This window comes from Streptomyces sp. NPDC056835 (assembly GCF_042789485.1).
Lineage (GTDB): Bacteria > Actinomycetota > Actinomycetes > Streptomycetales > Streptomycetaceae > Streptomyces.
On sequence record NZ_JBHUBB010000052.1, the window covers coordinates 20868 to 42628 of the forward strand.

Consider the following 21761-nt stretch of genomic DNA (forward strand, 5'->3'; position numbering starts at 1 on the left):
AGCCGCAATGTAACGGCGAAGCCGGTGATCTGTGTCGCTCAGGGGACCCTCACGGACCCTCGCGGGAGCCTGAAGGCGTTGAAGGCCCTCAGTGCGCGTCCGGGCGTACGCGCGAGGATCGCGAGGTCCAGGCCGATCCAGTGGTGTTCCACGTAGTGCTGGTCGAGCAGCGGTGTCTCGTCCCACGGCAGCCCCGAGTGACGCCGTACCTGCGCGAGACCGGTCAGGCCGGGCCGTACGAGCTGACGCCAGGGCGCCGCACCCGCGGGGGAGCCGGCCTTCAGGGGTGCCGGCCCCACCAGGGACAGCTCGCCGCGTACGACGTGGGGCAGCCGGGAGAGCAGGTCGAGCCGGAACAGCCGGGTGCGCAGGGAACTCAGCAGGAAGGGGTGGCCGTTGAGCCCTGTGCGGTAGTCGCGTACGAAAACGCCCCCGGCCGGCCGGGACAGCGCGAGGGTGAGGGCGACCGCCGCGAGCAGGGGCGCGGTCAGCGCCAGGAGGGCCGAGCCGAGGGTCAGATCCAGTAGGCGCTTGGGCTCCGGGAGGTGGGGCGGGCGCCATGCCGTGGGGCGTCGCTTCAAGGTCACACCTGACCGTTCTGTTCGCTATATGTGCTCTATCGCGTTCAGTGGTGGTTTCGTAGATTTCGGTTTGTTCGGTGCTTTTGCCACGAAACGATCGCACGGTGAAGGTGTGAGGGTCGGGTAGGCGGGCCCCTCGCGCGCGTCCGGAGGTGCCCGGAGACCGGTGCGGCGCACGATAGTTGAGTCCCATCGACTCAGGTCCTTTGACTCCCTGGGATCCGTGATGCATCCTTGAGTCAGTTCCACTCAAGTCAGCTGGAGGAATCGAAATGGCACGTGCGGTCGGCATCGACCTGGGCACGACTAACTCCGTCGTCAGCGTTCTCGAAGGCGGCGAGCCCACCGTCATCACCAACGCCGAAGGCGCCAGGACCACGCCGTCCGTCGTCGCCTTCGCCAAGAACGGCGAGGTGCTCGTCGGCGAGGTCGCCAAGCGCCAGGCAGTCACGAACGTCGACAGGACCATCCGGTCGGTCAAGCGCCACATGGGCACCGACTGGAAGATCAACCTGGACGGCAAGGACTTCAACCCGCAGCAGATGTCGGCCTTCGTGCTGCAGAAGCTGAAGCGGGACGCGGAGTCGTACCTGGGCGAGAAGGTCACCGACGCGGTGATCACCGTCCCCGCGTACTTCAACGACTCCGAGCGTCAGGCCACCAAGGAGGCCGGCGAGATCGCGGGCCTCAATGTGCTGCGTATCGTCAACGAGCCGACGGCGGCCGCCCTGGCCTACGGGCTCGACAAGGACGACCAGACGATCCTGGTCTTCGACCTCGGTGGCGGCACCTTCGACGTCTCGCTGCTGGAGATCGGTGACGGCGTCGTCGAGGTGAAGGCCACCAACGGTGACAACCACCTCGGTGGTGACGACTGGGACCAGCGCCTCGTCGACTTCCTGGTGAAGCAGTTCGCCAACGGCCACGGCGTGGACCTCTCCAAGGACAAGATGGCTCTCCAGCGTCTCCGCGAGGCCGCGGAGAAGGCGAAGATCGAGCTGTCGTCCTCGTCCGAGACCACGATCAACCTGCCGTACATCACGGCGTCCGCCGAGGGCCCGCTGCACCTCGACGAGAAGATCACGCGCTCCCAGTTCCAGCAGCTGACCGCGGATCTGCTCGACCGCTGCAAGACCCCGTTCCACAACGTCATCAAGGACGCCGGCATCCAGCTGTCCGAGATCGACCACGTGGTGCTCGTGGGTGGTTCGACGCGTATGCCCGCCGTCGCGGAGCTCGTCAAGGAGCTGACCGGTGGCCGCGAGGCCAACAAGGGTGTCAACCCCGACGAGGTCGTCGCCATCGGCGCCGTGCTCCAGGCCGGTGTCCTGAAGGGTGAGGTCAAGGACGTCCTGCTCCTCGACGTCACCCCGCTGTCCCTCGGTATCGAGACCAAGGGCGGCATCATGACCAAGCTGATCGAGCGCAACACGACGATCCCGACGAAGCGTTCGGAGATCTTCACGACGGCCGAGGACAACCAGCCGTCCGTGCAGATCCAGGTCTACCAGGGCGAGCGCGAGATCGCGGCGTACAACAAGAAGCTCGGGATGTTCGAGCTGACCGGTCTGCCGCCCGCGCCGCGCGGTGTGCCGCAGATCGAGGTCGCCTTCGACATCGACGCCAACGGCATCATGCACGTGGCCGCGAAGGACCTCGGCACCGGCAAGGAGCAGAAGATGACCGTCACCGGTGGCTCCTCGCTGCCGAAGGACGAGGTCAACCGGATGCGTGAAGAGGCCGAGCAGTACGCGGACGAGGACCACCGCCGCCGCGAGGCCGCGGAGACCCGCAACCAGGCCGAACAGCTCGTCTACCAGACGGAGAAGTTCCTCAAGGACAACGAGGACAAGGTCCCCGGCGACATCAAGACCGAGGTCGAGACGTCCATCGCCGAGCTGAAGGAGAAGCTCAAGGGCGAGGACACCGCCGAGATCCGTACCGCCACGGAGAAGGTCGCGGCCGTCTCCCAGAAGCTCGGCCAGGCGATGTACGCCGACGCCCAGGCGTCCGGCGCGGCCGCCGGCGGTGCCGAGGCCGGTGCGGGCGCCGGACAGTCCAAGGCCGATGACGATGTCGTCGACGCCGAGATCGTGGACGACGAGAAGCCCAAGAAGGACGGTGCGGTGTGACGGAGGAGACCCCGGGCTTCGAGGAGAAGCCCGACGTTCCCTCCGGCGCGACCCCCGAAGATGCCGCGTCGAAGGGCGCCGAGTCCGACTCCGCGGCGGAGTCGGGCCCGGCGGCCCCGGGCGGGGACGTACAGGAAGTCGCCCTGACGGCGCAGCTGGACCAGGTCCGTACGGCGCTCAACGAGCGCACGGGGGACCTCCAGCGGCTCCAGGCCGAGTACCAGAACTACCGCCGCAGGGTGGAGCGCGACCGGGTCACCGTCAAGGAGATCGCCGTCGCGAGTCTGCTGACCGAACTGCTGCCGGTCCTGGACGACATCGGCCGGGCGCGCGACCACGAGGAACTGGTCGGCGGGTTCAAGTCGGTGGCCGAGTCGCTGGAAGCGGTCACGGTGAAGCTGGGCCTCCAGCAGTTCGGTACGGAGGGCGAGCCCTTCGATCCGACGATTCATGAGGCCCTGATGCACTCGTACGCGCCGGATGTCACGGAAACGACGTGCGTCGCGATCCTCCAGCCTGGGTACCGGTTCGGCGAGCGGACTATCAGGCCCGCCCGGGTCGCGGTGGCCGAGCCCCAGCCGGGGGCCCAGCCCAAGGCCGCGGACGAGCCGGCCGAGTCCGCCAACGACAAGGAGAGCGGTGGCCCGGACGAGGGCTGACGCGGCGGCGGGCAGTGCGGTAGCGGGCGGAGAGGAGGGACGTCGGGAATGAGCACGAAGGACTTCGTGGAGAAGGACTACTACAAGGTTCTCGGCGTCCCCAAGGACGCCACCGAGGCCGAGATCAAGAAGGCGTACCGGAAGCTCGCGCGCGAGTTCCACCCGGACGCCAACAAGGGCGACCTCAAGGCCGAGGAGCGCTTCAAGGAGATCTCCGAGGCGAATGACGTCCTCGGGGACCCCAAGCGGCGCAAGGAGTACGACGAGGCGCGCGCCCTCTTCGGCAACGGCGGGTTCCGGCCCGGTCCCGGTGCCGGGGGCAACGGCTCGTTCAACTTCGACCTGGGGGACCTCTTCGGCGGCGGCCCCGGGGGCACACCACAGGGCGGCCCCGGCGCCGGCGGCTTCGGCGGCGGGCTCGGGGACGTCTTCGGCGGGCTCTTCAACCGGGGCGGCGCCGGGACCCGTACGCAGCCGCGCCGCGGCCAGGACATCGAGTCCGAGGTGACGCTCAGCTTCACCGAGGCGGTCGACGGGGCCACGGTCCCGCTGCGGATGTCCAGCCAGGCGCCCTGCAAGGCGTGTTCGGGCACCGGCGACAAGAACGGCACCCCACGGGTCTGCCCGACCTGTGTGGGCACGGGACAGGTCTCGCGCGGCACCGGCGGCGGCTTCTCGCTGACCGACCCCTGTGTGGACTGCAAGGGCCGTGGGCTGATCGCCCAGGACCCGTGCGAGGTCTGCAAGGGCAGCGGGCGCGCCAGGTCCTCCAGGACCATGCAGGTCCGTATCCCGGCGGGCGTCAGCGACGGGCAGCGGATCAGGCTGCGCGGCAAGGGCGCCCCCGGCGAGCGCGGCGGCCCCGGCGGCGACCTGTATGTCGTCGTCCATGTCGACGCCCATCCGGTCTTCGGCCGCAAGGGCGACAACCTCACGGTCACCGTGCCCGTCACGTTCACGGAGGCGGCGCTCGGCGGCGAGGTGAAGGTGCCGACCCTGGGCGGTCCCGCGGTCACGCTCAAGCTTCCGGCGGGGACACCCAACGGCCGTACGATGCGCGCCCGCGGCAAGGGCGCGGTACGCAAGGACGGCACCCGTGGCGACCTGCTGGTCACCGTCGAGGTCGTCGTCCCCAAGGACCTCGACGCGCCCGCGCGGGACGCGCTGGAGGCCTACCGGAAGGCGACCGCGGACGAGGATCCGCGGGCGGAGCTGTTCCAGGCGGCGAAGGGAGCATGACCTCATGGACGGGCGGCGTCGGCAGTCTTCATCGTTCACCAGGGCGTATCAGCTGACCGAGGAAACGCCGGTGTACGTCATCTCGGTGGCGGCACAGCTCTCCGGGCTGCACCCGCAGACGCTCAGGCAGTACGACCGCCTCGGCCTGGTCTCCCCGGACCGCACGGCGGGCAGGGGACGCCGCTATTCGGCCCGTGACATCGAACTGCTGCGCCAGGTGCAGCAGTTGTCGCAGGACGAGGGCATCAATCTGGCCGGCATCAAGCGGATCATCGAGCTGGAGAACCAGGTCGCCGCGCTCCAGGCACGGGTCGCGGAGCTGTCGGCGGCGGTGGACGGCGCGGCGACGGCGATGAGGCAGCGCGAGGCGCAGGTGCATGCCTCGTACCGCCGGGATCTGGTGCCGTACCAGGATGTGCAGCAGACGAGCGCGCTGGTGGTGTGGCGGCCCAAGCGGCCGACGGACTGAGGACAGCCGAGGCGGGCGGTGGGTCCGGGCGGGCAGGTGACCGGGCTCCCCGTTCTTCCCGTGCAGGTGACCGGGCGTCCCGTTCTTCCCGTGCAGGTGTTCCCGCCCCGGTGACCGGGCTTCCCGTCCTTCCCGTGCCGGTGGCTCGCGTCAGTCCAGCCTGCGTTCCTTCGCGGCCGCTTCGGAGCCCCACCACACCCCGAGGGCGAACAGGGTGTCGACCCCCACGGCCTCGTAGAGCTTGTTCAGGTCGGTGTTGACGGTGCGGAGGCTGACTCCGAGCTCGCTCGCGATCTGCTTGAGCGCGCGGCCCTCCCGCAGTTTGTTGAGGATGCGGCGGGACCGGCTCGTGGTCAGGGTCTCCTGCTCCCGCCGCCGGAAGCGGCCGCCCATCCAGGGCTCGGCCCGTTCCCACTGCTGGTCGTAGACATGGTGGAAGAAGGCGAGCATCCCGGGATGCGTCACCTTGAAGGCGACGTCCCTGTTCGGCTCGTCCCGGTGATCGGCGATCACGGCGACTTTGCTGTCCACCAGGATCATGCGCTCGAAGTCAGTGGCGAGGGTACGTATCTCCGCGCCGTGTCCGCTCGCCGCCGTGGCCCATTCCTTCTCCCCGGGCCTGGTGCGAGCGGTATCCGGATAGAGGGTGCGGTAGGCGACACCCCGCTGGAGGACCGCCACATCGGCCACCAGCGCCTTGCGCAGCGTTTCCGCCTTTCTGTCCTGCGGATGCGCCGTACAGATCTGTGATGTCGCGGAATTCGCCGCCTGCACGATGGCGGCGTTGACGAGTTCGATTCGGTCGAGGAATTCGATGCCGTTTCCGCTCGGCGACTCGATATCTCTCATCTCGCGGTGCAGCTCGGACAGCCGGCGCATGCGCTGAAGATGATGGGCGATGCCCGCGCGTTCCTCGGCCAGGGCGGTCTGCTCCGCGTGCCACAGGTCCGCCGAACTCCACCGGTCGTCATGCGGGTTGTGCACCGCCAGGCCCAGGGCGGCCAGTTCCGTGAGTCCGGGTTCTGAGCCCGTGACCTGTTCGCCCTGAATGAGCCGGCGCAGCAGGGCGCGTGTTTCCTCTGATATGTCGAGCGATGCTTCGTTGTGCGACGCTATGTCAGATTTCATGTATCCCTCCTGCGAGCTTCCGCAGTGCACATCAGTGCAGGCATCTTTCGCTTGATCTGCGCGGGCCGGGCCCGCATTCTACAGAGAGTGACGGAAGATATCCGAAGGCGACATCGAGCGCCCGGACGGAATTCAGGCGCCTCTTCGCCGAGGTCGCCGGGGGCGGCTGAATGGCAATTCCTGGGTTAATCCGGCTCGGCGCCCTGGTCCAGGATTCCCGACTGCGCGATGAGATATCCGAGTTGGGCGCGGCTGCCGCTGCCGAGAGTGGTGGCGAGTTTGGCTATGTGCGCGCGGCAGGTGCGTACGTTCATTCCGAGGCGGCGGGCGATGGCCTCGTCCACGTACCCCTCTATGAGGAGCTTGGCGATGGACCGCTGGACGCCGGTGATGCCGACGGGCGTGGGCTCGTAGGAGACCTGTTCGGTGAGTGGGGTGGCGCGGCGCCACAACTGCTCGAAGACCTGCGCGAGATAGTCGACGAGCCCCGGGTGGCGCAGTTCCAGTGCGACCTGCCGGTCGGAACGGGCCGGTATGTACGCGACGGTGCGGTCGAAGACGATCAGCCGCTCGATGAGCTCTTCCAGCGTCCGTATCTCGACCTTGCCCTCGGCCAGCCGCTCCGCGTAGGCGAGTGTGCCCTGGCTGTGCCGGACGGTGTGCTGGTACAGGGTGCGGATGCTGACGCCGCGGTCCACCACCGACCGGCCCCGCTCCAGCGCCTGGGCGAGCACGTGCGCGCTCCGGCCGCCGCCGGGCTGCACGGTGAGCACTTCGGTGCGGCACTCGGCGGTGGAGAGGTCGAGCGCGGCGTTGATCCGGCTGTCGCCCTCCAGGACGGTGATCGCGTGCGTGGTGGGCGGGTCCTGGGCACTGATGGTCATGAACGGCTCGAAAGAGTCGGTCAGTTCGACGGCGAAGTGCCGGCGCTCCTGGATCTCGCGCTCGATGGGATGGAGGCGCTGGGCCAGTGCCGCGGAGGGCGGAACTGGGCGTAGCCAGTCGGCATCGTCGGGATCGGGGTGCAGCAGCGGGAATTCCATGAGGCAGGGAGCCGCGGCGGCCTCGCTGCGGGCGATCCGTCCGGAGCGCAACGCGCTGGCGTAAATGCGTCTGCCGTCATCACACAGCTCAGTCACAGCATGGGGATGTGTCTGTTTTGTGTTGTTTGCTAGCAAATCTCCACCCCCCAGGGTCCTGAACATACAGGAACATGATGCCTCGTCCCGGTGGTGTTGACGTGTCCGGGTGAGACATCGTCTAGATGGCGGGGGAGAGGAATCCATCAAGTGAGGACGAAGCCGACTATGTACAAGAGAATGCTTCGCGCGGTGGTTGTCACTGCTTTCTCTGCGGCTCTGGCCTATGGTGCGCTGGCTGTTGGGGCGGACATTGGCTGGACAACGCCTGCCGGATCTGCCGCCCAGGGTGTGGAGTCGGGCGACATCGGGTGGAACACGCCTGCCGGTGACATCGGCTGGAACGTGAAGGCTGCTGGAACAACTGCCGTGAGTTCGGGGTCCGGTGACATCGGCTGGGTGACCCCTCAGGCAACGCCAAAGGACATCGGCTGGAACATCACGTCGGCCGACACCAGCGCATGACTGTCCCGCCGGACGACCGGGTCTTCCGGCGCGAGATGGCCACGGCCTACCGGTCGGGGTGGCACTTCATCGATCTCGTCACAGCTATTCCTCATCGTGGCGACTCGCTGATGGTCACCCTCTTCGGAGAGCCGATCGTCGTTGTACGCGAAGAGGACGAGGACGTCCGTGCCTACCGCTGCCTTCGGAGGCCGCGGGGGGCTCCGCAGCCGGTACGGTGCGCCATCCGGTACGACATGATCTTCGTCAACCTCGACCAGCGTGACCACCAGCTGGTCGGATCGAATACCACCATCGCCACCCCCCGCAGTGCCTGAGCGATTCCCCCGTCGTTGTAAATCGCTCGGGCGCTTCCCCCACACAGCGGCGCCATCGTGGACCTGAAACACGATGGCGCCGTTGTGCTGTCCGCGTCCGTTTTCGCGCCGGACTCCGTGGGCTCCGTAGTCCGTGGGCTCCGCGGGCTGCGTGGCCCACGTGGACTTCCCGGTTCTCGCGGTCAGACGCGGCCGAGTGCCCGTTCCAGGGCGATCTCGATGACGACCCGGTCCGGGTTGGGCGCCGGCGCGCGGTCGTAGCGCTCCTCGTAGCGGCTTTCGGCGTCCGCGACCGCCTCCGGATCCGTACGGACCGTCGCGCGGCCCTCCAGCGTCGCCCAGTGGCCCTTCTTGACCTGGCACACGGCCACCCGCGCGCCCTCCGGTCCCGCCGCCAGGATGTTGGCGACCTTCGTGCTGTTCTTGTTGGTGATGACGCGGGCGAGCCCGGCCACCGGGTCGTACGTCACGCCCACCGGCACCACGTGCGGGCTGCCGTCCGGGCGGGGGGTGGTCAGGGTGCATACGTGGCGCTCGCGCCAGAAGGCGAGGAAACCGGGGCTGGGATCGCGTACGTCGTGGGCCATGCCGGAAGCCTAGGGCGGTGCCGCCCCGGGGCGGGCGCGGGCGCGGAAACCCCGGGAGCGCGGCCCCGTTTCAGGCTTGAGTGGAATAGACTCAACTTTGCGCACGTTCCCGATGTCAGGGTCGGACGGAGACCCGAGGTCTGTGCAGGAGAGGAGAGGGCGTACGTGGACGCCGAGCTGACCAACAAGAGCCGGGACGCGATCAATGCCGCCACCAACCGGGCCGTGGCGGCCGGGCATCCCGATCTGACCCCCGCGCATCTGCTGCTCGCGCTGCTGGAAGGCCAGGACAACGAGAACGTCACCGATCTGCTGGCCGCTGTCGAGGCGGACCAGGCCGCGGTACGGTCCGGAGCGGAGCGGCTGCTGGCCGCGCAGCCCAGCGTGACCGGTTCCACCGTCGCGCCCCCGCAGCCCAACCGCGAGATGCTGGCCGTCATCAACGACGCGGCTCAGCGGGCCAAGGAGCTCGGGGACGACTACCTCTCCACCGAGCACCTGCTGATCGGCGTCGCCGCCAAGGGGGGCCAGGCCGGGGAAGTGCTCGACGGGCGGGGGGCCGGCGCCAAGAGACTGCTTGACGCGTTCGAGAAGGCAAGGGGAGGGCGCCGGGTGACCACACCCGACCCGGAGGGTCAGTACAAGGCCCTGGAGAAGTTCGGTACCGACTTCACGGCGGCTGCCCGAGAGGGCAAGCTCGACCCGGTCATCGGCCGGGACCAGGAGATCCGGCGTGTGGTGCAGGTGCTGTCACGCCGTACGAAGAACAATCCGGTGCTGATCGGCGAGCCCGGCGTCGGCAAGACCGCCGTTGTCGAAGGGCTCGCGCAGCGCATTGTCAAGGGCGACGTGCCGGAGTCGCTGAAGAACAAGCGGCTGGTTTCGCTGGACCTCGGTGCGATGGTGGCGGGCGCCAAGTACCGCGGTGAGTTCGAGGAGCGGCTGAAGACCGTCCTCTCCGAGATCAAGTCGAGCGACGGCCAGATCATCACCTTCATCGACGAGCTGCACACCGTCGTGGGCGCGGGCGCCGGCGGCGACTCCGCCATGGACGCCGGGAACATGCTCAAGCCGATGCTGGCCCGCGGCGAGCTGCGGATGGTCGGCGCGACCACGCTGGACGAGTACCGCGAGCGGATCGAGAAGGACGCGGCGCTGGAGCGGCGCTTCCAGCAGGTGCTGGTCGCCGAGCCGACCGTCGAGGACACCATCGCGATCCTGCGCGGGCTCAAGGGCCGGTACGAGGCCCACCACAAGGTGCAGATCGCGGACGCGGCGCTGGTCGCGGCCGCGACGCTCTCCGACCGTTACATCACCTCGCGCTTCCTGCCCGACAAGGCCATCGACCTCGTGGACGAGGCCGCGTCCCGGCTGCGGATGGAGATCGACTCCTCGCCCGTCGAGATCGATGAACTCCAGCGCTCCGTCGACCGCCTCCGCATGGAGGAGCTGGCGCTCAAGAACGAGTCCGACCCCGCCTCCAAGCAGCGGCTGGAGAAGCTTCGCCGCGACCTCGCCGACCGCGAGGAGGAGCTGCGCGGCCTCAATGCCCGCTGGGAGAAGGAGAAGCGGGGCCTCAACCGCGTCGGTGAGCTGAAGGAACGCCTGGACGACCTGCGCGGCCAGGCCGAGCGCGCACAGCGCGACGGCGACTTCGACACCGCCTCCAAGCTGCTGTACGGCGAGATCCCCGGCCTGGAGCGCGAGCTGGAGGAGGCCGCCGAGGCCGAGCAGGTGGCAGCCAAGGAGCCCACCGACAAACTGGTCAAGGAGGAGGTCGGCCCGGACGACATCGCCGATGTGGTCGGCTCCTGGACCGGCATCCCGGCCGGCCGGCTGCTGGAGGGCGAGACACAGAAGCTGCTGCGCATGGAGCAGGAGCTGGGCAGGCGGCTGATCGGCCAGAGCGAGGCGGTCCAGGCCGTGTCCGACGCGGTACGCCGTACCCGCGCCGGAATCGCCGACCCCGACCGCCCCACCGGCTCCTTCCTCTTCCTCGGCCCGACCGGTGTCGGCAAGACCGAGCTGGCCAAGGCGCTCGCGGACTTCCTCTTCGACGACGAGCGGGCCATGGTCCGTATCGACATGAGTGAGTACGGCGAGAAGCACTCGGTGGCGCGGCTCGTCGGCGCGCCTCCCGGCTATGTCGGCTACGAGGAGGGCGGCCAGCTCACCGAGGCCGTGCGCAGGCGCCCGTACTCCGTGGTCCTGCTGGACGAGGTGGAGAAGGCCCACCCCGAGGTCTTCGATGTGCTGCTCCAGGTCCTGGACGACGGCCGGCTCACCGACGGCCAGGGGCGGACGGTGGACTTCCGCAACACCATCCTGGTCCTGACGTCGAACCTCGGCAGTCAGTACCTGGTCGAGCCGACCACCTCCGAGGAGACCAAGAAACAGCAGGTCCTGGAGGTGGTACGGACCTCCTTCAAGCCGGAGTTCCTGAACCGTCTCGACGATCTGGTGGTCTTCTCCGCCCTGTCGCGGGACGAACTGGCCCACATCGCCAAACTCCAGATCGACCGCTTGGCCCGCCGCCTCGCGGAACGCCGGCTCACCCTGGACGTCACCCCGGCGGCGCTGGAATGGCTGGCCGACGAGGGCAACGACCCGGCCTACGGAGCCCGGCCACTGCGCCGCCTGGTCCAGACCGCGATCGGTGACCGGCTCGCGAAGGAAATCCTCGCGGGCGAGGTCACGGACGGCGACACGGTCCGGGTGGACCGCTTCGAGGACGGGCTGATCGTGGGCGCGGCGTCCGCGGAGCCGACGGGCAAGACGCTGTAGACCCTGTCCGGCAGGGTCCGCGACCCTGCCGGCTCCGTCGTCGTACACGGACCGGACGGCGAATCCGTGACTCGCTGAGGTGTGGCCGGGGTTGCCAGGGCCTCCCCGCTATGAGGGAGGATGGAAGGAACCGTACGAAGGGAAATACACGGTGAGCATCGACCCGTCCTCGATTCCGAATTTCGGGGGCCAGCCCCAGCCGCAGGGTGCGGGACCGGCGGGCCCCGTCGTCCCCGACCAGGATCTGGTCAAGCAGCTCCTCGAACAGATGGAGCTGAAGTATGTCGTCGACGACGAGGGCGACCTCGCGGCGCCGTGGGAGGAATTCCGTACGTACTTCATGTTCCGCGGCGAGGACGACCAGCAGGTCTTCTCGGTGCGGACGTTCTACGACCGGCCGCACCCGATCACGGACAAGGGGAAGGTCCTCGACGCGATCGACGACTGGAACCGCCGCACGCTGTGGCCCAAGGTCTACACCCACATCCACGAGGAGGGTGACGGTCCGCCCACCGTCCGGCTCATCGGCGAGGCCCAGATGCTGATCGGCATGGGGGTCAGCCTGGAGCACTTCGTGTCGTCCACGGTCAGCTGGGTGCGCGCGTCGATCGAGTTCGACAAGTGGCTTGTCGAGCAGCTGGGCCTGGAGCCGGGCGACGAGAAGCCCGAGGACGCCTGAGCCCCGCGGACCGCGCCGAACGACAGCCCGGCCGGCGCCGCGATCGTCCGTGATCGCGGCCCTGAGCCGGGCTTTCGCGTACCGCGAGCGGCCCAGGACCTACAGCCGGCAGGCTGAAGTACGTCGTGGTCACAAGATCGCCACATCGACCTTGAAGTGCGCTTTCGCTCCGTGCCGCCGCCATGGCCCTCCTCTTGGTCCAGCACAGCGGGATCAAGGATCAAAGGCAGGCATGCGGTCGAGTGCTGTACGCTTGCGTTCAACGACGCGGGGTGGAGCAGCTCGGTAGCTCGCTGGGCTCATAACCCAGAGGTCGCAGGTTCAAATCCTGTCCCCGCTACTACGATCGAGTCGCCCGACAGAGTTCTGTCGGGCGACTCGATTTTCTTCTATGCCATTTCCTCTTCCTCTTGCGTCTCGGTGTCCCCTTCCGAGTCCGATACGAAGAAGTGGTGATCGCTGGAATCCATGAGGTATTGCCCCAGGCTTGTCCGGGCCTTCGCCACTGTCTGGTAGTAGCTACGGAACGGCTGCGAGACCTTCGCCGCTGTCACCGGATCGTGGGGCACCGGGATTTCGATCTCCAGGAACCGATCGCCCACGTCCTCGCGATTGGTCTGCATGAAGATGACACGCTTCCACTGCTCACGCACGATCTTAAGTGTCATTGCCCAAAGCAGATAGAAGGAGTCAAACTCCGCTCGTGCTCCCGGGCGAATCACAATGATTTCCTTGGTCAGAAGCAGTTGCTCCTGGCCCGGCATCAAGACGCAGAAGTCGCCGATATTCTTGCTAGTGCGTTCCGGGCAGAGAATATCGAAGGCTTGGAGTTGGGAGCCAGGCCCTTTCCAGAAGGCTTCGGCAATGGACCGTGGCACCCGGTTCGTGGGGTTGATGTTCACGAACCCAGCCCGCAGATCAGAGACCTTGATGTAGGGCACGTTTCCGATCCGCTGGCCGGATGAGGGGGACCCGTGGCCGCCGCGAATGGTGATTATTCCACTCTTTGCTAGTTCCGCAAGAGTGGCACTGCGGAACCCCTGGAAGCGTGCCGATTGCATCTCGGAAATAAAATGCTCGTGATATCGACGGTCGTAATAGGCAGGCACGCGGGTCCGTGGCAGCACTTCTGCGGCCGGAATGTCGCGCAGGGTGGTGGTCCGCTCTCCGCGCTGGAGCGCAAGGGCGTCACTGAGAAGGACGTCGTTGATGGCAGTCGCCGACTCGCCTGTCTCAGGATCGGTCGTCATGACCCGAGCCCCGGTCTTGGGATTGAGAAGCGGGAGGAGTCGTCCGCCCTTAGTCAGACCGCACGTCGGAGCTGTTGAGACTGTAACCGTATCCTCGGAGAACCAGGACGGTGCGTTGATCGCGGGCATCAGGCTTCATTCCCCTCTGTAAATTCCTCCTGCACCATTCCTTCAGGCCCGTTGCCAACCTTCTCGAAGACGTAGAAGTTGGTCTTTGCCCGACAGAACTCTTCGAAGGCTTCCATGGCAATGTTGAACATCCCGCGAAGCTCGAACCTACCCTCCATCCAGGAGGGGAGCCACCGGTACTTGTAGGAGAAGAAGTAGGTTTCCGGGAGGACAATTCCGACTCGGCCACCCACCTGCAGGAGGCGGTGAGCCAACTCCAAGTACATGAGGCCGATTTCCAGGTCGACGTACTCTTTGCGTCCGCTGGCGGCTGCCTTGGAGATCGTGTATCCAGCGGCACGCGCGTCTGATGCCTTAACCTTCAGGTCCTCGCCGAAGGGCGGGTTAGTGAGAACGACGGTGAATGATTCCGCCACAAAGCTGTTGCCATATCCCCCGAGCTCTTCCTTCAAGCGGGGGAACTTGGCCGGCCACGTGTGCTGCCGAACGGCGTCTCCCAGGAGGACGTGTGTGGAGCCATCGCGCATGGCGATCATCATGGCGCGAGCGAGCTTGACGTTGAGTGGGTCGAGATCCACTCCGTACAGATTGTCGTTGGCGAACTTGACCAAACGCCACGTTTCATCGTCGCCGGGGAACTCTCGCTCTTGAACCTGCCGCAAAGCTTCGACGATGAATCCGCCAGTGCCGCAAGCGGGGTCAATCACCTTATCGCGAGAGGTGATCTCCATGATGGATACGCACGGTCGGATGACGCGCTGCGGGGTAAGGAATTGGCCCTCTCCCGACTTCAGCGCCTTGGTCCGGAAGATCTGGAAAGCCTTGGACAGCAGGTCGACCTGATCGCCCAGGATTCGCCACGGGGCGAGTATGTCAACGACGGCGAAGATGGTTTCCTCCCTAAGGAGGATTTCGTCGCGATCGTCTGGGTTGAAGACTCGATTCTTCTGCCGTGCGAAATAGCTCTTGAATTGCTGCTGGATCTGATCGGCTGTCACATGGATCATGGACGCCTTGTCGCCGTAGATCCTGAAGGGGACCGGCTCGTGCTGGTTGGCCGAGCTTGATGACCAGGCATCCGATTCAACCTTGACCAGGATGACGTGCAGCAGCTCGCGCAGTTGATCCTCGCGGCGGGTCGAACGCGAGTCGCTTACCACCACTGTGGCCACGAGGCGGCGCAAGGCGGCTGACAGTTGGGCCTCGGTGGGGATCACCAAGTCGTTCCAAGTGGGCGGGGTGACCGGTGGTGCGGTCAGATCCTCGCCGGGGTGGGGCAGAGGAGCGTTCTTCTGCTCGATCCAGTCGTTGGTGTGTGACTTGTAGAGTGCCAGGCTCTCGTTGCCGTTGGTCCAGTACCCCATGCGGACCACGGGCTCCGAGGCCAGGTAGCGCATGAGCTGTTCCTTGCCCTCGGAGATCGAGGGCTGCTTGAACTCGAACAGAACCTGGAGCGCGTGTGATTCGCCCGAGTCGTCAGCGAAGGCAGCCAGGTCTGCCCTACCGCAGGCGTCGAAGGATTGTCCGCGTTCCCGCTTCGTCAGGTCATGCGGCGTGGTCGGTACACGCCACTCCTTCTGTAGCTGGGTTTCCTTCCAGCCCAACTTCTTGAGATCGGCAAGTACGCGTTGGCGTACAGCCTCCTCTGGGGCGGTGTTCTTGGCACTCAAGACCGAAATATCCTTCCTCTACCGCAATGCCCGGTATTAAAGGGTGGGTCCCGTAACTCTAGCTCAAAAAGAGCTGCTCTTTTTTCGGAGATGCGATGTGGGAGAGGCACCGATGGAGGGAGGCCGCCCGCGTGCCGAGCACCCCATGTTCCCCGTTGTCTCCCGGCGGTGGTGGTTTGTGGTCAGCGGTCGCGGCGGTCATCCTCGCTGAAGGCGTGAAGAGGCTTCTCGTAGGACGTCGTCCCTCTTGCAGAAAGCGAAGCGGACCTGGCTGCGGCCGACGTCGGGGTCGTCGTAGAAGACGGAGTTGGGGATGGCGACGACGCCGCAGCGTTCGGGGAGCGCGCGGCAGAAGGCGTAGGCGTCCTTCTCGCCGAAGGGGGTGATGTCGGTTGTGATGAAGTACGTGCCCTGGGGCCGGTAGACCTCGAACCCGGCCGCGCGCAGGCCGTCGCCGAGCAGGTCGCGCTTGCGGCGGAGGTCGGTACGGAAGCCGTCGAAGTACGAGTCCGGCAGGCGCAGGGCTTCGGCGATCGCGTACTGGAACGGGCCCGCGCTGACGTAGGTCAGGTACTGCTTGGCCGTCCGGACGGCGGAGACGAGCGGGCCGCTCGCCGTGACCCAGCCAACCTTCCATCCGGTGAATGAGAAGGTCTTGCCGGCGGACGAAATGGAGACGGTGCGCTCGCGCATGCCGGACAGGGCCGCGATGGGGCGGTGCGTGCCCTCGTAGACAAGGTGCTCGTACACCTCGTCGGTGACGACGAGCAGGTCGTGCTCGACGGCGAGTGCGGCGATGACGTCCTGCTCTTCGGCGGTGAGAACCATCCCGGTCGGGTTGTGCGGGGTGTTGAGGAGAAGGAGGCGGGTCCGCGAGGTGATCTTGGCGCGCAGCTCGTCCAGGTCAGGGCGGAAGGACGGCGCTCGCAGCGTGAGCGGCACGCGCTTCGCTCCGGCCATCGCGATGCAGGCGGCGTAGGAGTCGTAGAAAGGTTCGAAGGCGATGACCTCGTCGCCCGGCTCCAGTAGTGCCAGCATGGCGGCGGCGACGGCCTCGGTGGCGCCGGCGGTGACCAGGATCTCGGTGTCGGGGTCGAAGGAGAGGTCGTAGAAGTGCTGTTGGTGGTCGGAGATCGCGGCACGCAGTTCCGGGATGCCTGGGCCGGGCGGGTACTGGTTGCCCTTGCCCTCCCGCAGGGCGCGGACGGCGGCCTCGCGGATCTCCTCGGGGCCGTCGGCGTCGGGGAAGCCCTGGCCCAGGTTGATCGCGCCCGTCGCGGTCGCCAGTGCCGACATCTCCGCGAAGATCGTCGTCCCGAGTCCGTCCAGCCTTCGGTTCAGCAACGGCCTGGTGTTCATGTCTCCACCGTTCTCACTCGGGTACCCGTCGAGCTTCTGGGGACCATCCTGACTCATTGCCCCTCTTGCCCCCACGTGGTGCGGGGACCGCAGCGGGGTGAGGAGTGAGAGCGACCTCTTCTCCCGGCCCCGTTGCCGGCTCCCGGAGAACACCGGCCTTTGCCGAGATGTCGCGCAGGAGCGCGTCCCGCAGGGCGTGCAGCGTCGCGATCTTGGAGACCAGCAGTCGCGCTACGGCGTGCAGGGGCTCGGCCGTTCTGTGGAAGTCGGCACGCGTGAACCGGTCGGGCCAGGTGACCTCCAGGCGCTTGAGGGCGCCGGCGGAGATTTCCCGGCCGTTCTGGCCCTGCGCCAGCCGCGAGATGTCACCCCTCCGGCTCCTGAGTTCGTGGAGAAGCCACCAACCGTCCTCGTCCTCGATGGGCCGTATGGCCACGACGCCTCTGAGCGGTGTCGCCGGTCGGCACGGCATTGCGATGTGCGCGTCGTCGGAACGGGTGCTCAGCATGAAGGTGCCGGGAGGATGTGCCTCACCGGCGTTCGCTGGGCCGCTCAGACGGAACCTGACGACCTTCGCCAGCGGTCGTGTTTCCCACGGCGGATCCGTCGATGCCCAGTCGTCGTGGAGTGCGTCGGCCAGTTCCACCGCCTTGCGCGCGGTCTCCTGGTAATGGGCGGTCATCTCCTCGATGACATCGAAGGCCCGGTGGCATGCGGTGATGACGTCTGGCGGGGGCAGCGGAAACAGCATGCGGCGGAGGGTGTCGAGGCTGATGGTGGGCTCGACGTGTGCCGTCACGTCCTCGTCGATCCGGGCCTTCGCCGTAGGTGTTTGCAGCCAGATACGCAGCCACCGCACGACGTGCGGTTCAGCGCGGACGATGCCGATCGACCTGGTCGCTCTCCATCCCGCGTGCTCGGCGGTGACCAGCGCGGAATCGCCCACCCGTCTGACGAGTACGACGGCCAGGTCGCCCTCTTTGAGGGTTGCCCGGGTGCGGGGGGATTCGCCCGGCCCGCACTCATTGGTCCGGGGCGAGAGGATCCTGCCGTCCTGGACGAACGTCGAGCTGACGACTCCTGGAGTCTGATCGGCGGCCCCGTCGTCGAGGAAGCCGGAGGTGATGTAGATGTCCCTGCGGGCCCGCTCGATCCCGATGGAGGTCGTCGGCCAAGCCGCCGTACCCGAGTCGACATGGTGGGCATTGGCTTCCATCAGCTCTCCTCCAAGATGTCCAGCAGTCGGAGTTCCAGGTCGCGCATCTGGTCGAACTGATCGGCCAGTTCGAGCTTGAGCTCCTCGATCCGGGTCCGTGTGTCCCGTTCGGGACTGGGAGGCTCCACGGCGTACGACGTCGGCATCAAGCTGTACTGGCGGTCGGCGATCTCCTCGGTGGAGCGGCTTCGGGACCAGCCGGCCGCGTCGTTGTACGGCGTGGCCGCGGCACCCATCTCGTAGATGCCCCGCCAAGCAGCGAGGGTGGTCAGGATCGATGCTGTGTTCTTGTCGCCCAGCCTCCGTGCTCTCGAATCCGGGACCGGTTCGAAGGCTCGCCGCGCGTTGATGAAGAGCACCTGTTGGCGACGGTCCAGGACACCCCAGCCGGGGCGCGCGCTCGGGAATCAAGCACTCTCGGCAAGTGCACGTCGTTTGGGATTCAAGACAGTGAGTCGGCGAGAGGGTGTGCTCGGGCTTCCGCCCCACAATCTGAATAGGCAGGCGAAAAAGCCTTGACCCACCCCACCTTCCAGTCCGTGAACGAGAAGGTCTTGCCCGCCGAGCTGATCGTCAGGGTCCGCTCGCACATGCCGGGGAACGAGGCGAGCGGGATGTGCTCGCCCGAGAAGATCGACGGGACAGGGTCTAGCTGCGGGACGCCGTCACCGACCGCACCCGCCTCATCCTCCTCAACACCCCGCACAACCCGACCGGCACGGTCCTCAGCCGCGCGCGCCGGTGCGTACGGCCAGCGCCGACATCTCCGCGAAGATCGTGGTGCCGCCGAGCCATTCTTTGGTCATGGCCGCCATCCTGTGCCGAACCTCTGGACTTGCTCAAGTCGGCTTTGACCGCGGGGCGCCGGGGGGACACCCAAGTCACGCGGGAAGTTCACGCGGGAAGCCGGTCGGTGCGGAGCCGGTCGCGCGTCGGCGCGGGGCTTCGCTACGGGGGAACAGAAGGACGGTGGGGACGATGCTGGGTGTAGGAGTGGTGGTCGTACTGGTCGCGGTCGCGTTCGTCGGGGTCGTGGCGAGCGTGGGCAGCGGGGACAAGCGCGGGAAGCGGCGTGTGAAGGTGAAGAACCGCGCGTCGAGCCCGTCGCTGAAGAAGAGGGGCGCCAGGCGCCGCGCCAGCGACGGTTGGTGGGCCGGCGGTGGCGGGGGTGGGTCGTGCGGCGGCGGGAGTTCGTCCTGCGGCGGCGGTTCTTCGTGCGGCGGGGGTTCGTCGTGCGGCGGTGGCGGGGGCGGGGGTTGCGGCGGGGGAGGCAGCTGACACGGGGCAGCTGATCCGCTGTCACGACGGTGCCCGGTGGGGGGTGAACTCCCGCCGGGCACCTCTGTGTTGGCGGTGCCGACCGTTCGAACCGGCCCGCCTTCCGCGCCGGTTTTGGTTGAACAGTTGAACCCTTGGGCCCCCGACGGGATGGAAACCCCTTCAAGTTGGGTAAAAACACTGTGAGCGTCGCGTACTTCGTGATTCCCTCGCTGTGAGAGCTTCCAGCCCTCGGGCCTGATACGGAACCGAGCAGGCGATCTCCCCCCACAAGCCACTCGCTCATTGTCCGGGAAGTCCCCGGTTCACCCGTCAAGCGTGTTTGCGGAGCCGACCCATGCTCACCACCCTCAATACCGCCTACACCGACACCCGCGCCGCTGATCTGGCCTGGGCGTTGGGCCGGGAGCCGGTCCCCGCCCTGGCCGTCCTCGATCTCGATCTCGCGGGCGCCGGGCTCCAGCTGAGACTGCTCGGCGCCTCTCACCAGGTGATTCTGGAGGAGGAGCGCGGCACCTGCTCCGAGACCGTTGCCTGTATCCCGGGCAGCAGCACACCGCTGCCGCTCGGTGTCTCCAAGCGGCTCGGGGACTGGGAGTACGAATTCGCCGCGCGCGTCGAGACGTTGTCCCAGGGCTCGTTCGCCGGGCGCGCACAGGAATTGCTCGCACTGGTAGCCGACCACCCGAACGGATTAGCGGGGACGTTCCCCGGCGACCCGAACGCCTTCACCGCGATGCTGGCGCAGCGCGACGGCAGCCAGGTCCGATGGCGTACCTGGCACGCGTATCCGCAGGAAGGCCGCCTGGTCGTCACTCGGACGCGGGTGGGGGTCCGTATGCCTGCGGTGCTGTAGATGCACCCGTGTGGGTGACAAACCGCAATGAATTCGTGACGTAGCGTTACGAACATGATCGAGCAGTCCGTGTCCTCGCCGCCCCGAGGTGCCGCGCGGCTTCCCGTGCGTGCGGGCGCCGGGCGTTACCTGATCCTCACCGTGGTCTTCATCTGCGCCGCGTGCGGGCTGGTGTACGAGCTGGAGCTGGTCGCGCTCGCCTCGTATCTGATCGGGGACTCCGTCACGCAGGCCTCGGTCGTCCTCTCGGTGATGGTCTTCGCGATGGGCGTCGGCTCGCTGCTCGCCAAGCGGCTGCGGTGCCGCGCCGCGTTCGGATTCGGGCTGCTGGAAGCGGCGTTGGCGCTGCTGGGCGGCTCCTCCGCACTCGTGCTGTACGCGAGCTTCATATGGCTGGGGGAGTCCCGCTACGCACTGGTCGGCTTCTCGCTGGCCATCGGTGTCCTCATCGGCGCCGAGATTCCGCTGCTGATGTCGCTCATCCAGCGGTTCTCGCGCCAGGACGCGGAGGGGACGGTCGCGGATCTCTTCGCAGCCGACTATGTGGGCGCGCTCGTCGGCGGCCTCGCCTTCCCGTTCCTGCTGTTGCCCTGGCTGGGCCAGCTGACGGGCGCGCTGCTGACGGGCGCGGTGAACGCGGTGGCGGGGGGCGGGCTGGTGCTCTGGCTCTTCCGGCGCGATCTGACGCCGCGCTCACGCTGGGTGCTGGTGGTTGTCAACGTGCTGGTGCTGGCCCTGCTCGGCACGGCGGCCGTCCTGGTGGACGACTTCGAACGGGCGGCGCGGCGGGCCGTCTACGGCGACCAGGTGCGGGTCGCCGTCCATACCGGCGTCCAGGAAGTCGTCATCACGGGCGGGCGGAGCGGGCCGCTGGAGCTGTATCTCGACGGGCGGCTGCGCGTCAGCGCGCGTGACGAGTTCCGCTACCACGAGGCGCTGGTGCATCCCGCGATGCGCGGGCCGCACGCGCGGGTGCTGATCCTGGGCGGGGGCGACGGGCTGGCCGCGCGCGAGGTCCTGCGGTACGGGGACGTCCGGGAGGTCACGGTGGTCGAGCTGGACCCGGCGGTCGTCCGGCTGGCCCGCACGGATCCCGCGCTGCGGGAGCTGAACGGGGAGGTGTACGGGGACGGGCGGGTGAGGGCGGTGTACGCGGACGCGTTCACGTGGTTGCGGGGGGCTGCCGACGCCGGAGGCGTTGGGGGCGGGCCGTACGACGTGGTTGTCTCGGATCTGCCGAATCCCGGCGTCACGGCGAGTACGAAGCTGTACTCCGAGGAGTTCTACGGCCTGGCTACGCGGGTGCTGGCGGACGGCGGGCGGCTGGCGGTGCACGCGGGGTCGCCGACGACGGAGCGGCATACGTACTGGACGGTGGACGCGACGTTGCGTGCGGCCGGGTTCGGGACCACGCCGTACCACGCGATGGGGTGGCCGTCGGGCTTCGCGGCGGGCCCCGACCGGGTCAAGGACGGCACGCCGGCCGTGAGCGACTGGGGGTTCGAACTGGCGGAGGTGGGCGCGAGGCCGAGCCTGGGCCTGGCGCGGGACGCGCCGCGGTTGCGGTCGCTGGAGGGGGCGGTGCTGGTGGCGGGGGCGCGGGGGGTGGAGCGGACGCGGGTGTGGGGGCTGCCGCCGTCGACGCTGGTGCATCCGCGGTACGGGGGGTAGTTGGGGTGCGGGTTGCGGTCGCGTTGTCGTCGGCCGGGTGCCGGGGCCTGCGGAGGTGCGTGTCCGGACTGCTTTCCTCACCGCGCTTCGCGCGTGCTGCGACGCTTTACGTCCGGACACGCACCTCCTCCGACCCCGACCCCCTCCCCCCGG

The 21761-nt window shown here is 67.6% G+C and carries 19 protein-coding genes, 1 tRNA gene and 2 pseudogenes; 12 read left to right on the forward strand and 10 right to left on the reverse strand.

The features are described from left to right. Positions 1-38: 38 nt before the first annotated feature. Positions 39-581: a sugar transferase gene (locus ACFRMN_RS36280; protein ID WP_383028207.1), complete on the reverse strand. Its 543-nt coding sequence runs from the start codon at positions 579-581 to the stop codon at positions 39-41. A 272-nt stretch (positions 582-853) separates the two neighbouring features. On the opposite strand from ACFRMN_RS36280, the gene dnaK reads away from it, so the two are divergent. Genes dnaK through ACFRMN_RS36300 form a run of 4 tightly spaced genes read left to right on the forward strand, consistent with a single transcriptional unit; the run spans position 854 to position 5080 of the window. Further along, positions 854-2713, forward strand: coding sequence for a molecular chaperone DnaK (gene dnaK / locus ACFRMN_RS36285; protein ID WP_383028210.1), 1860 nt, complete (start codon positions 854-856; stop codon positions 2711-2713). Beyond that, positions 2710-3372 (forward strand): nucleotide exchange factor GrpE, encoded by a 663-nt coding sequence (grpE, locus tag ACFRMN_RS36290; protein WP_383028213.1) that lies wholly within the window; start codon positions 2710-2712, stop codon positions 3370-3372. Before dnaK ends, grpE begins: the two co-directional genes overlap by 4 nt. 48 nt (positions 3373-3420) lie before the next feature. Further along, positions 3421-4611: a molecular chaperone DnaJ gene (dnaJ, locus tag ACFRMN_RS36295; RefSeq protein ID WP_383028216.1), complete on the forward strand. Its 1191-nt coding sequence runs from the start codon at positions 3421-3423 to the stop codon at positions 4609-4611. 4 nt (positions 4612-4615) lie between these two features. After that, positions 4616-5080, forward strand: a complete 465-nt coding sequence (locus ACFRMN_RS36300) for a heat shock protein transcriptional repressor HspR (protein WP_129769915.1) — start codon at positions 4616-4618, stop codon at positions 5078-5080. 150 nt (positions 5081-5230) lie between these two features. Here ACFRMN_RS36300 and ACFRMN_RS36305 read toward each other — a convergent pair whose 3' ends face one another. Together ACFRMN_RS36305 and ACFRMN_RS36310 are read right to left on the reverse strand one after the other, a co-directional pair. Continuing rightward, positions 5231-6208, reverse strand: a complete 978-nt coding sequence (locus ACFRMN_RS36305; RefSeq protein ID WP_383028218.1) for a LuxR C-terminal-related transcriptional regulator — start codon at positions 6206-6208, stop codon at positions 5231-5233. A gap of 185 nt (positions 6209-6393) precedes the next feature. Beyond that, positions 6394-7413: a helix-turn-helix transcriptional regulator gene (locus ACFRMN_RS36310; RefSeq protein ID WP_383028221.1), complete on the reverse strand. Its 1020-nt coding sequence runs from the start codon at positions 7411-7413 to the stop codon at positions 6394-6396. 102 nt (positions 7414-7515) lie between these two features. Here ACFRMN_RS36310 and ACFRMN_RS36315 point away from each other — a divergent pair, with 102 nt between their 5' ends. Further along, positions 7516-7812, forward strand: a complete 297-nt coding sequence (locus ACFRMN_RS36315) for a 5'-nucleotidase (protein ID WP_383028224.1) — start codon at positions 7516-7518, stop codon at positions 7810-7812. Beyond that, on the forward strand, positions 7809-8129 hold the full coding sequence (locus ACFRMN_RS36320; protein ID WP_030353182.1) for a hypothetical protein: 321 nt from the start codon (positions 7809-7811) through the stop codon (positions 8127-8129). The genes ACFRMN_RS36315 and ACFRMN_RS36320 overlap by 4 nt, the downstream gene beginning before the upstream one ends. A gap of 182 nt (positions 8130-8311) precedes the next feature. On the opposite strand, the gene ACFRMN_RS36325 is transcribed toward ACFRMN_RS36320, so the two are convergent. Beyond that, positions 8312-8716 carry a pyridoxamine 5'-phosphate oxidase family protein gene (locus ACFRMN_RS36325; protein ID WP_383028226.1) on the reverse strand — a complete coding sequence of 135 codons (405 nt, stop codon included), beginning with the start codon at positions 8714-8716 and terminating at the stop codon, positions 8312-8314. Positions 8717-8881: 165 nt separating this feature from the next. On the opposite strand from ACFRMN_RS36325, the gene clpB reads away from it, so the two are divergent. The 3 genes from clpB (at position 8882) to ACFRMN_RS36340 (ending at position 12519) form a co-directional block, all read left to right on the forward strand. Next, on the forward strand, positions 8882-11500 hold the full coding sequence (clpB, locus tag ACFRMN_RS36330; RefSeq protein WP_383028229.1) for an ATP-dependent chaperone ClpB: 2619 nt from the start codon (positions 8882-8884) through the stop codon (positions 11498-11500). A 151-nt stretch (positions 11501-11651) separates the two neighbouring features. Next, on the forward strand, positions 11652-12179 hold the full coding sequence (locus ACFRMN_RS36335; protein ID WP_383028232.1) for a YbjN domain-containing protein: 528 nt from the start codon (positions 11652-11654) through the stop codon (positions 12177-12179). 266 nt (positions 12180-12445) lie between these two features. Further along, positions 12446-12519: transfer RNA gene (locus tag ACFRMN_RS36340), tRNA-Met, on the forward strand. A 49-nt stretch (positions 12520-12568) separates the two neighbouring features. Here the strand turns inward: ACFRMN_RS36340 and ACFRMN_RS36345 are convergent. The 6 genes and pseudogenes from ACFRMN_RS36345 to ACFRMN_RS36370 form a co-directional block, all read right to left on the reverse strand. After that, entirely contained in the window at positions 12569-13429 is an 861-nt protein-coding gene (locus ACFRMN_RS36345; protein WP_383028234.1) for a hypothetical protein, read from the reverse strand. Between the two features lie 128 nt (positions 13430-13557). Then, positions 13558-15228, reverse strand: a complete 1671-nt coding sequence (locus ACFRMN_RS36350) for a restriction endonuclease subunit M (RefSeq protein WP_383028236.1) — start codon at positions 15226-15228, stop codon at positions 13558-13560. A gap of 198 nt (positions 15229-15426) precedes the next feature. Next, positions 15427-16587: a pyridoxal phosphate-dependent aminotransferase gene (locus ACFRMN_RS36355; protein ID WP_383028239.1), complete on the reverse strand. Its 1161-nt coding sequence runs from the start codon at positions 16585-16587 to the stop codon at positions 15427-15429. Between the two features lie 13 nt (positions 16588-16600). Then, positions 16601-17803 (reverse strand): hypothetical protein, encoded by a 1203-nt coding sequence (locus ACFRMN_RS36360; RefSeq protein WP_383028242.1) that lies wholly within the window; start codon positions 17801-17803, stop codon positions 16601-16603. Further along, positions 17803-18162 carry an N-6 DNA methylase gene (locus ACFRMN_RS36365; protein WP_383028244.1) on the reverse strand — a complete coding sequence of 120 codons (360 nt, stop codon included), beginning with the start codon at positions 18160-18162 and terminating at the stop codon, positions 17803-17805. Before ACFRMN_RS36365 ends, ACFRMN_RS36360 begins: the two co-directional genes overlap by 1 nt. Before the next feature lie 152 nt (positions 18163-18314). Then, positions 18315-18437 (reverse strand): annotated as a pseudogene (locus ACFRMN_RS36370) (aminotransferase); the annotation flags it as partial. A gap of 18 nt (positions 18438-18455) precedes the next feature. Between ACFRMN_RS36370 and ACFRMN_RS36375 the strand changes: the two are divergent. The 3 genes and pseudogenes from ACFRMN_RS36375 to ACFRMN_RS36385 all read left to right on the forward strand — a co-directional run. After that, positions 18456-18536 (forward strand): annotated as a pseudogene (locus ACFRMN_RS36375) (aminotransferase class I/II-fold pyridoxal phosphate-dependent enzyme); the annotation flags it as partial. Positions 18537-19418: 882 nt separating this feature from the next. After that, on the forward strand, positions 19419-19937 hold the full coding sequence (locus ACFRMN_RS36380) for a DUF2617 family protein (protein ID WP_365974788.1): 519 nt from the start codon (positions 19419-19421) through the stop codon (positions 19935-19937). A gap of 54 nt (positions 19938-19991) precedes the next feature. Next, positions 19992-21608 (forward strand): polyamine aminopropyltransferase, encoded by a 1617-nt coding sequence (locus ACFRMN_RS36385; protein ID WP_383028246.1) that lies wholly within the window; start codon positions 19992-19994, stop codon positions 21606-21608. Positions 21609-21761 lie beyond the last annotated feature (153 nt).

Excerpts from the sequence above, each read along its gene's own strand:
- ACFRMN_RS36305 (WP_383028218.1), bottom strand. The coding sequence starts at position 6,208 with ATGAAATCTGACATAGCGTCGCACAACGAAGCATCGCTCGACATATCA.
- dnaK (WP_383028210.1), top strand. The coding sequence starts at position 854 with ATGGCACGTGCGGTCGGCATCGACCTGGGCACGACTAACTCCGTCGTC.
- ACFRMN_RS36320 (WP_030353182.1), top strand. The coding sequence starts at position 7,809 with ATGACTGTCCCGCCGGACGACCGGGTCTTCCGGCGCGAGATGGCCACG.
- ACFRMN_RS36315 (WP_383028224.1), top strand. The coding sequence starts at position 7,516 with ATGTACAAGAGAATGCTTCGCGCGGTGGTTGTCACTGCTTTCTCTGCG.
- ACFRMN_RS36325 (WP_383028226.1), bottom strand. The coding sequence starts at position 8,716 with ATGGCCCACGACGTACGCGATCCCAGCCCCGGTTTCCTCGCCTTCTGG.
- ACFRMN_RS36300 (WP_129769915.1), top strand. The coding sequence starts at position 4,616 with ATGGACGGGCGGCGTCGGCAGTCTTCATCGTTCACCAGGGCGTATCAG.
- ACFRMN_RS36310 (WP_383028221.1), bottom strand. The coding sequence starts at position 7,413 with ATGTTCAGGACCCTGGGGGGTGGAGATTTGCTAGCAAACAACACAAAA.
- ACFRMN_RS36380 (WP_365974788.1), top strand. The coding sequence starts at position 19,419 with ATGCTCACCACCCTCAATACCGCCTACACCGACACCCGCGCCGCTGAT.
- ACFRMN_RS36355 (WP_383028239.1), bottom strand. The coding sequence starts at position 16,587 with ATGAACACCAGGCCGTTGCTGAACCGAAGGCTGGACGGACTCGGGACG.
- ACFRMN_RS36360 (WP_383028242.1), bottom strand. The coding sequence starts at position 17,803 with ATGGAAGCCAATGCCCACCATGTCGACTCGGGTACGGCGGCTTGGCCG.
- dnaJ (WP_383028216.1), top strand. The coding sequence starts at position 3,421 with ATGAGCACGAAGGACTTCGTGGAGAAGGACTACTACAAGGTTCTCGGC.
- ACFRMN_RS36385 (WP_383028246.1), top strand. The coding sequence starts at position 19,992 with ATGATCGAGCAGTCCGTGTCCTCGCCGCCCCGAGGTGCCGCGCGGCTT.
- ACFRMN_RS36345 (WP_383028234.1), bottom strand. The coding sequence starts at position 13,429 with ATGACGACCGATCCTGAGACAGGCGAGTCGGCGACTGCCATCAACGAC.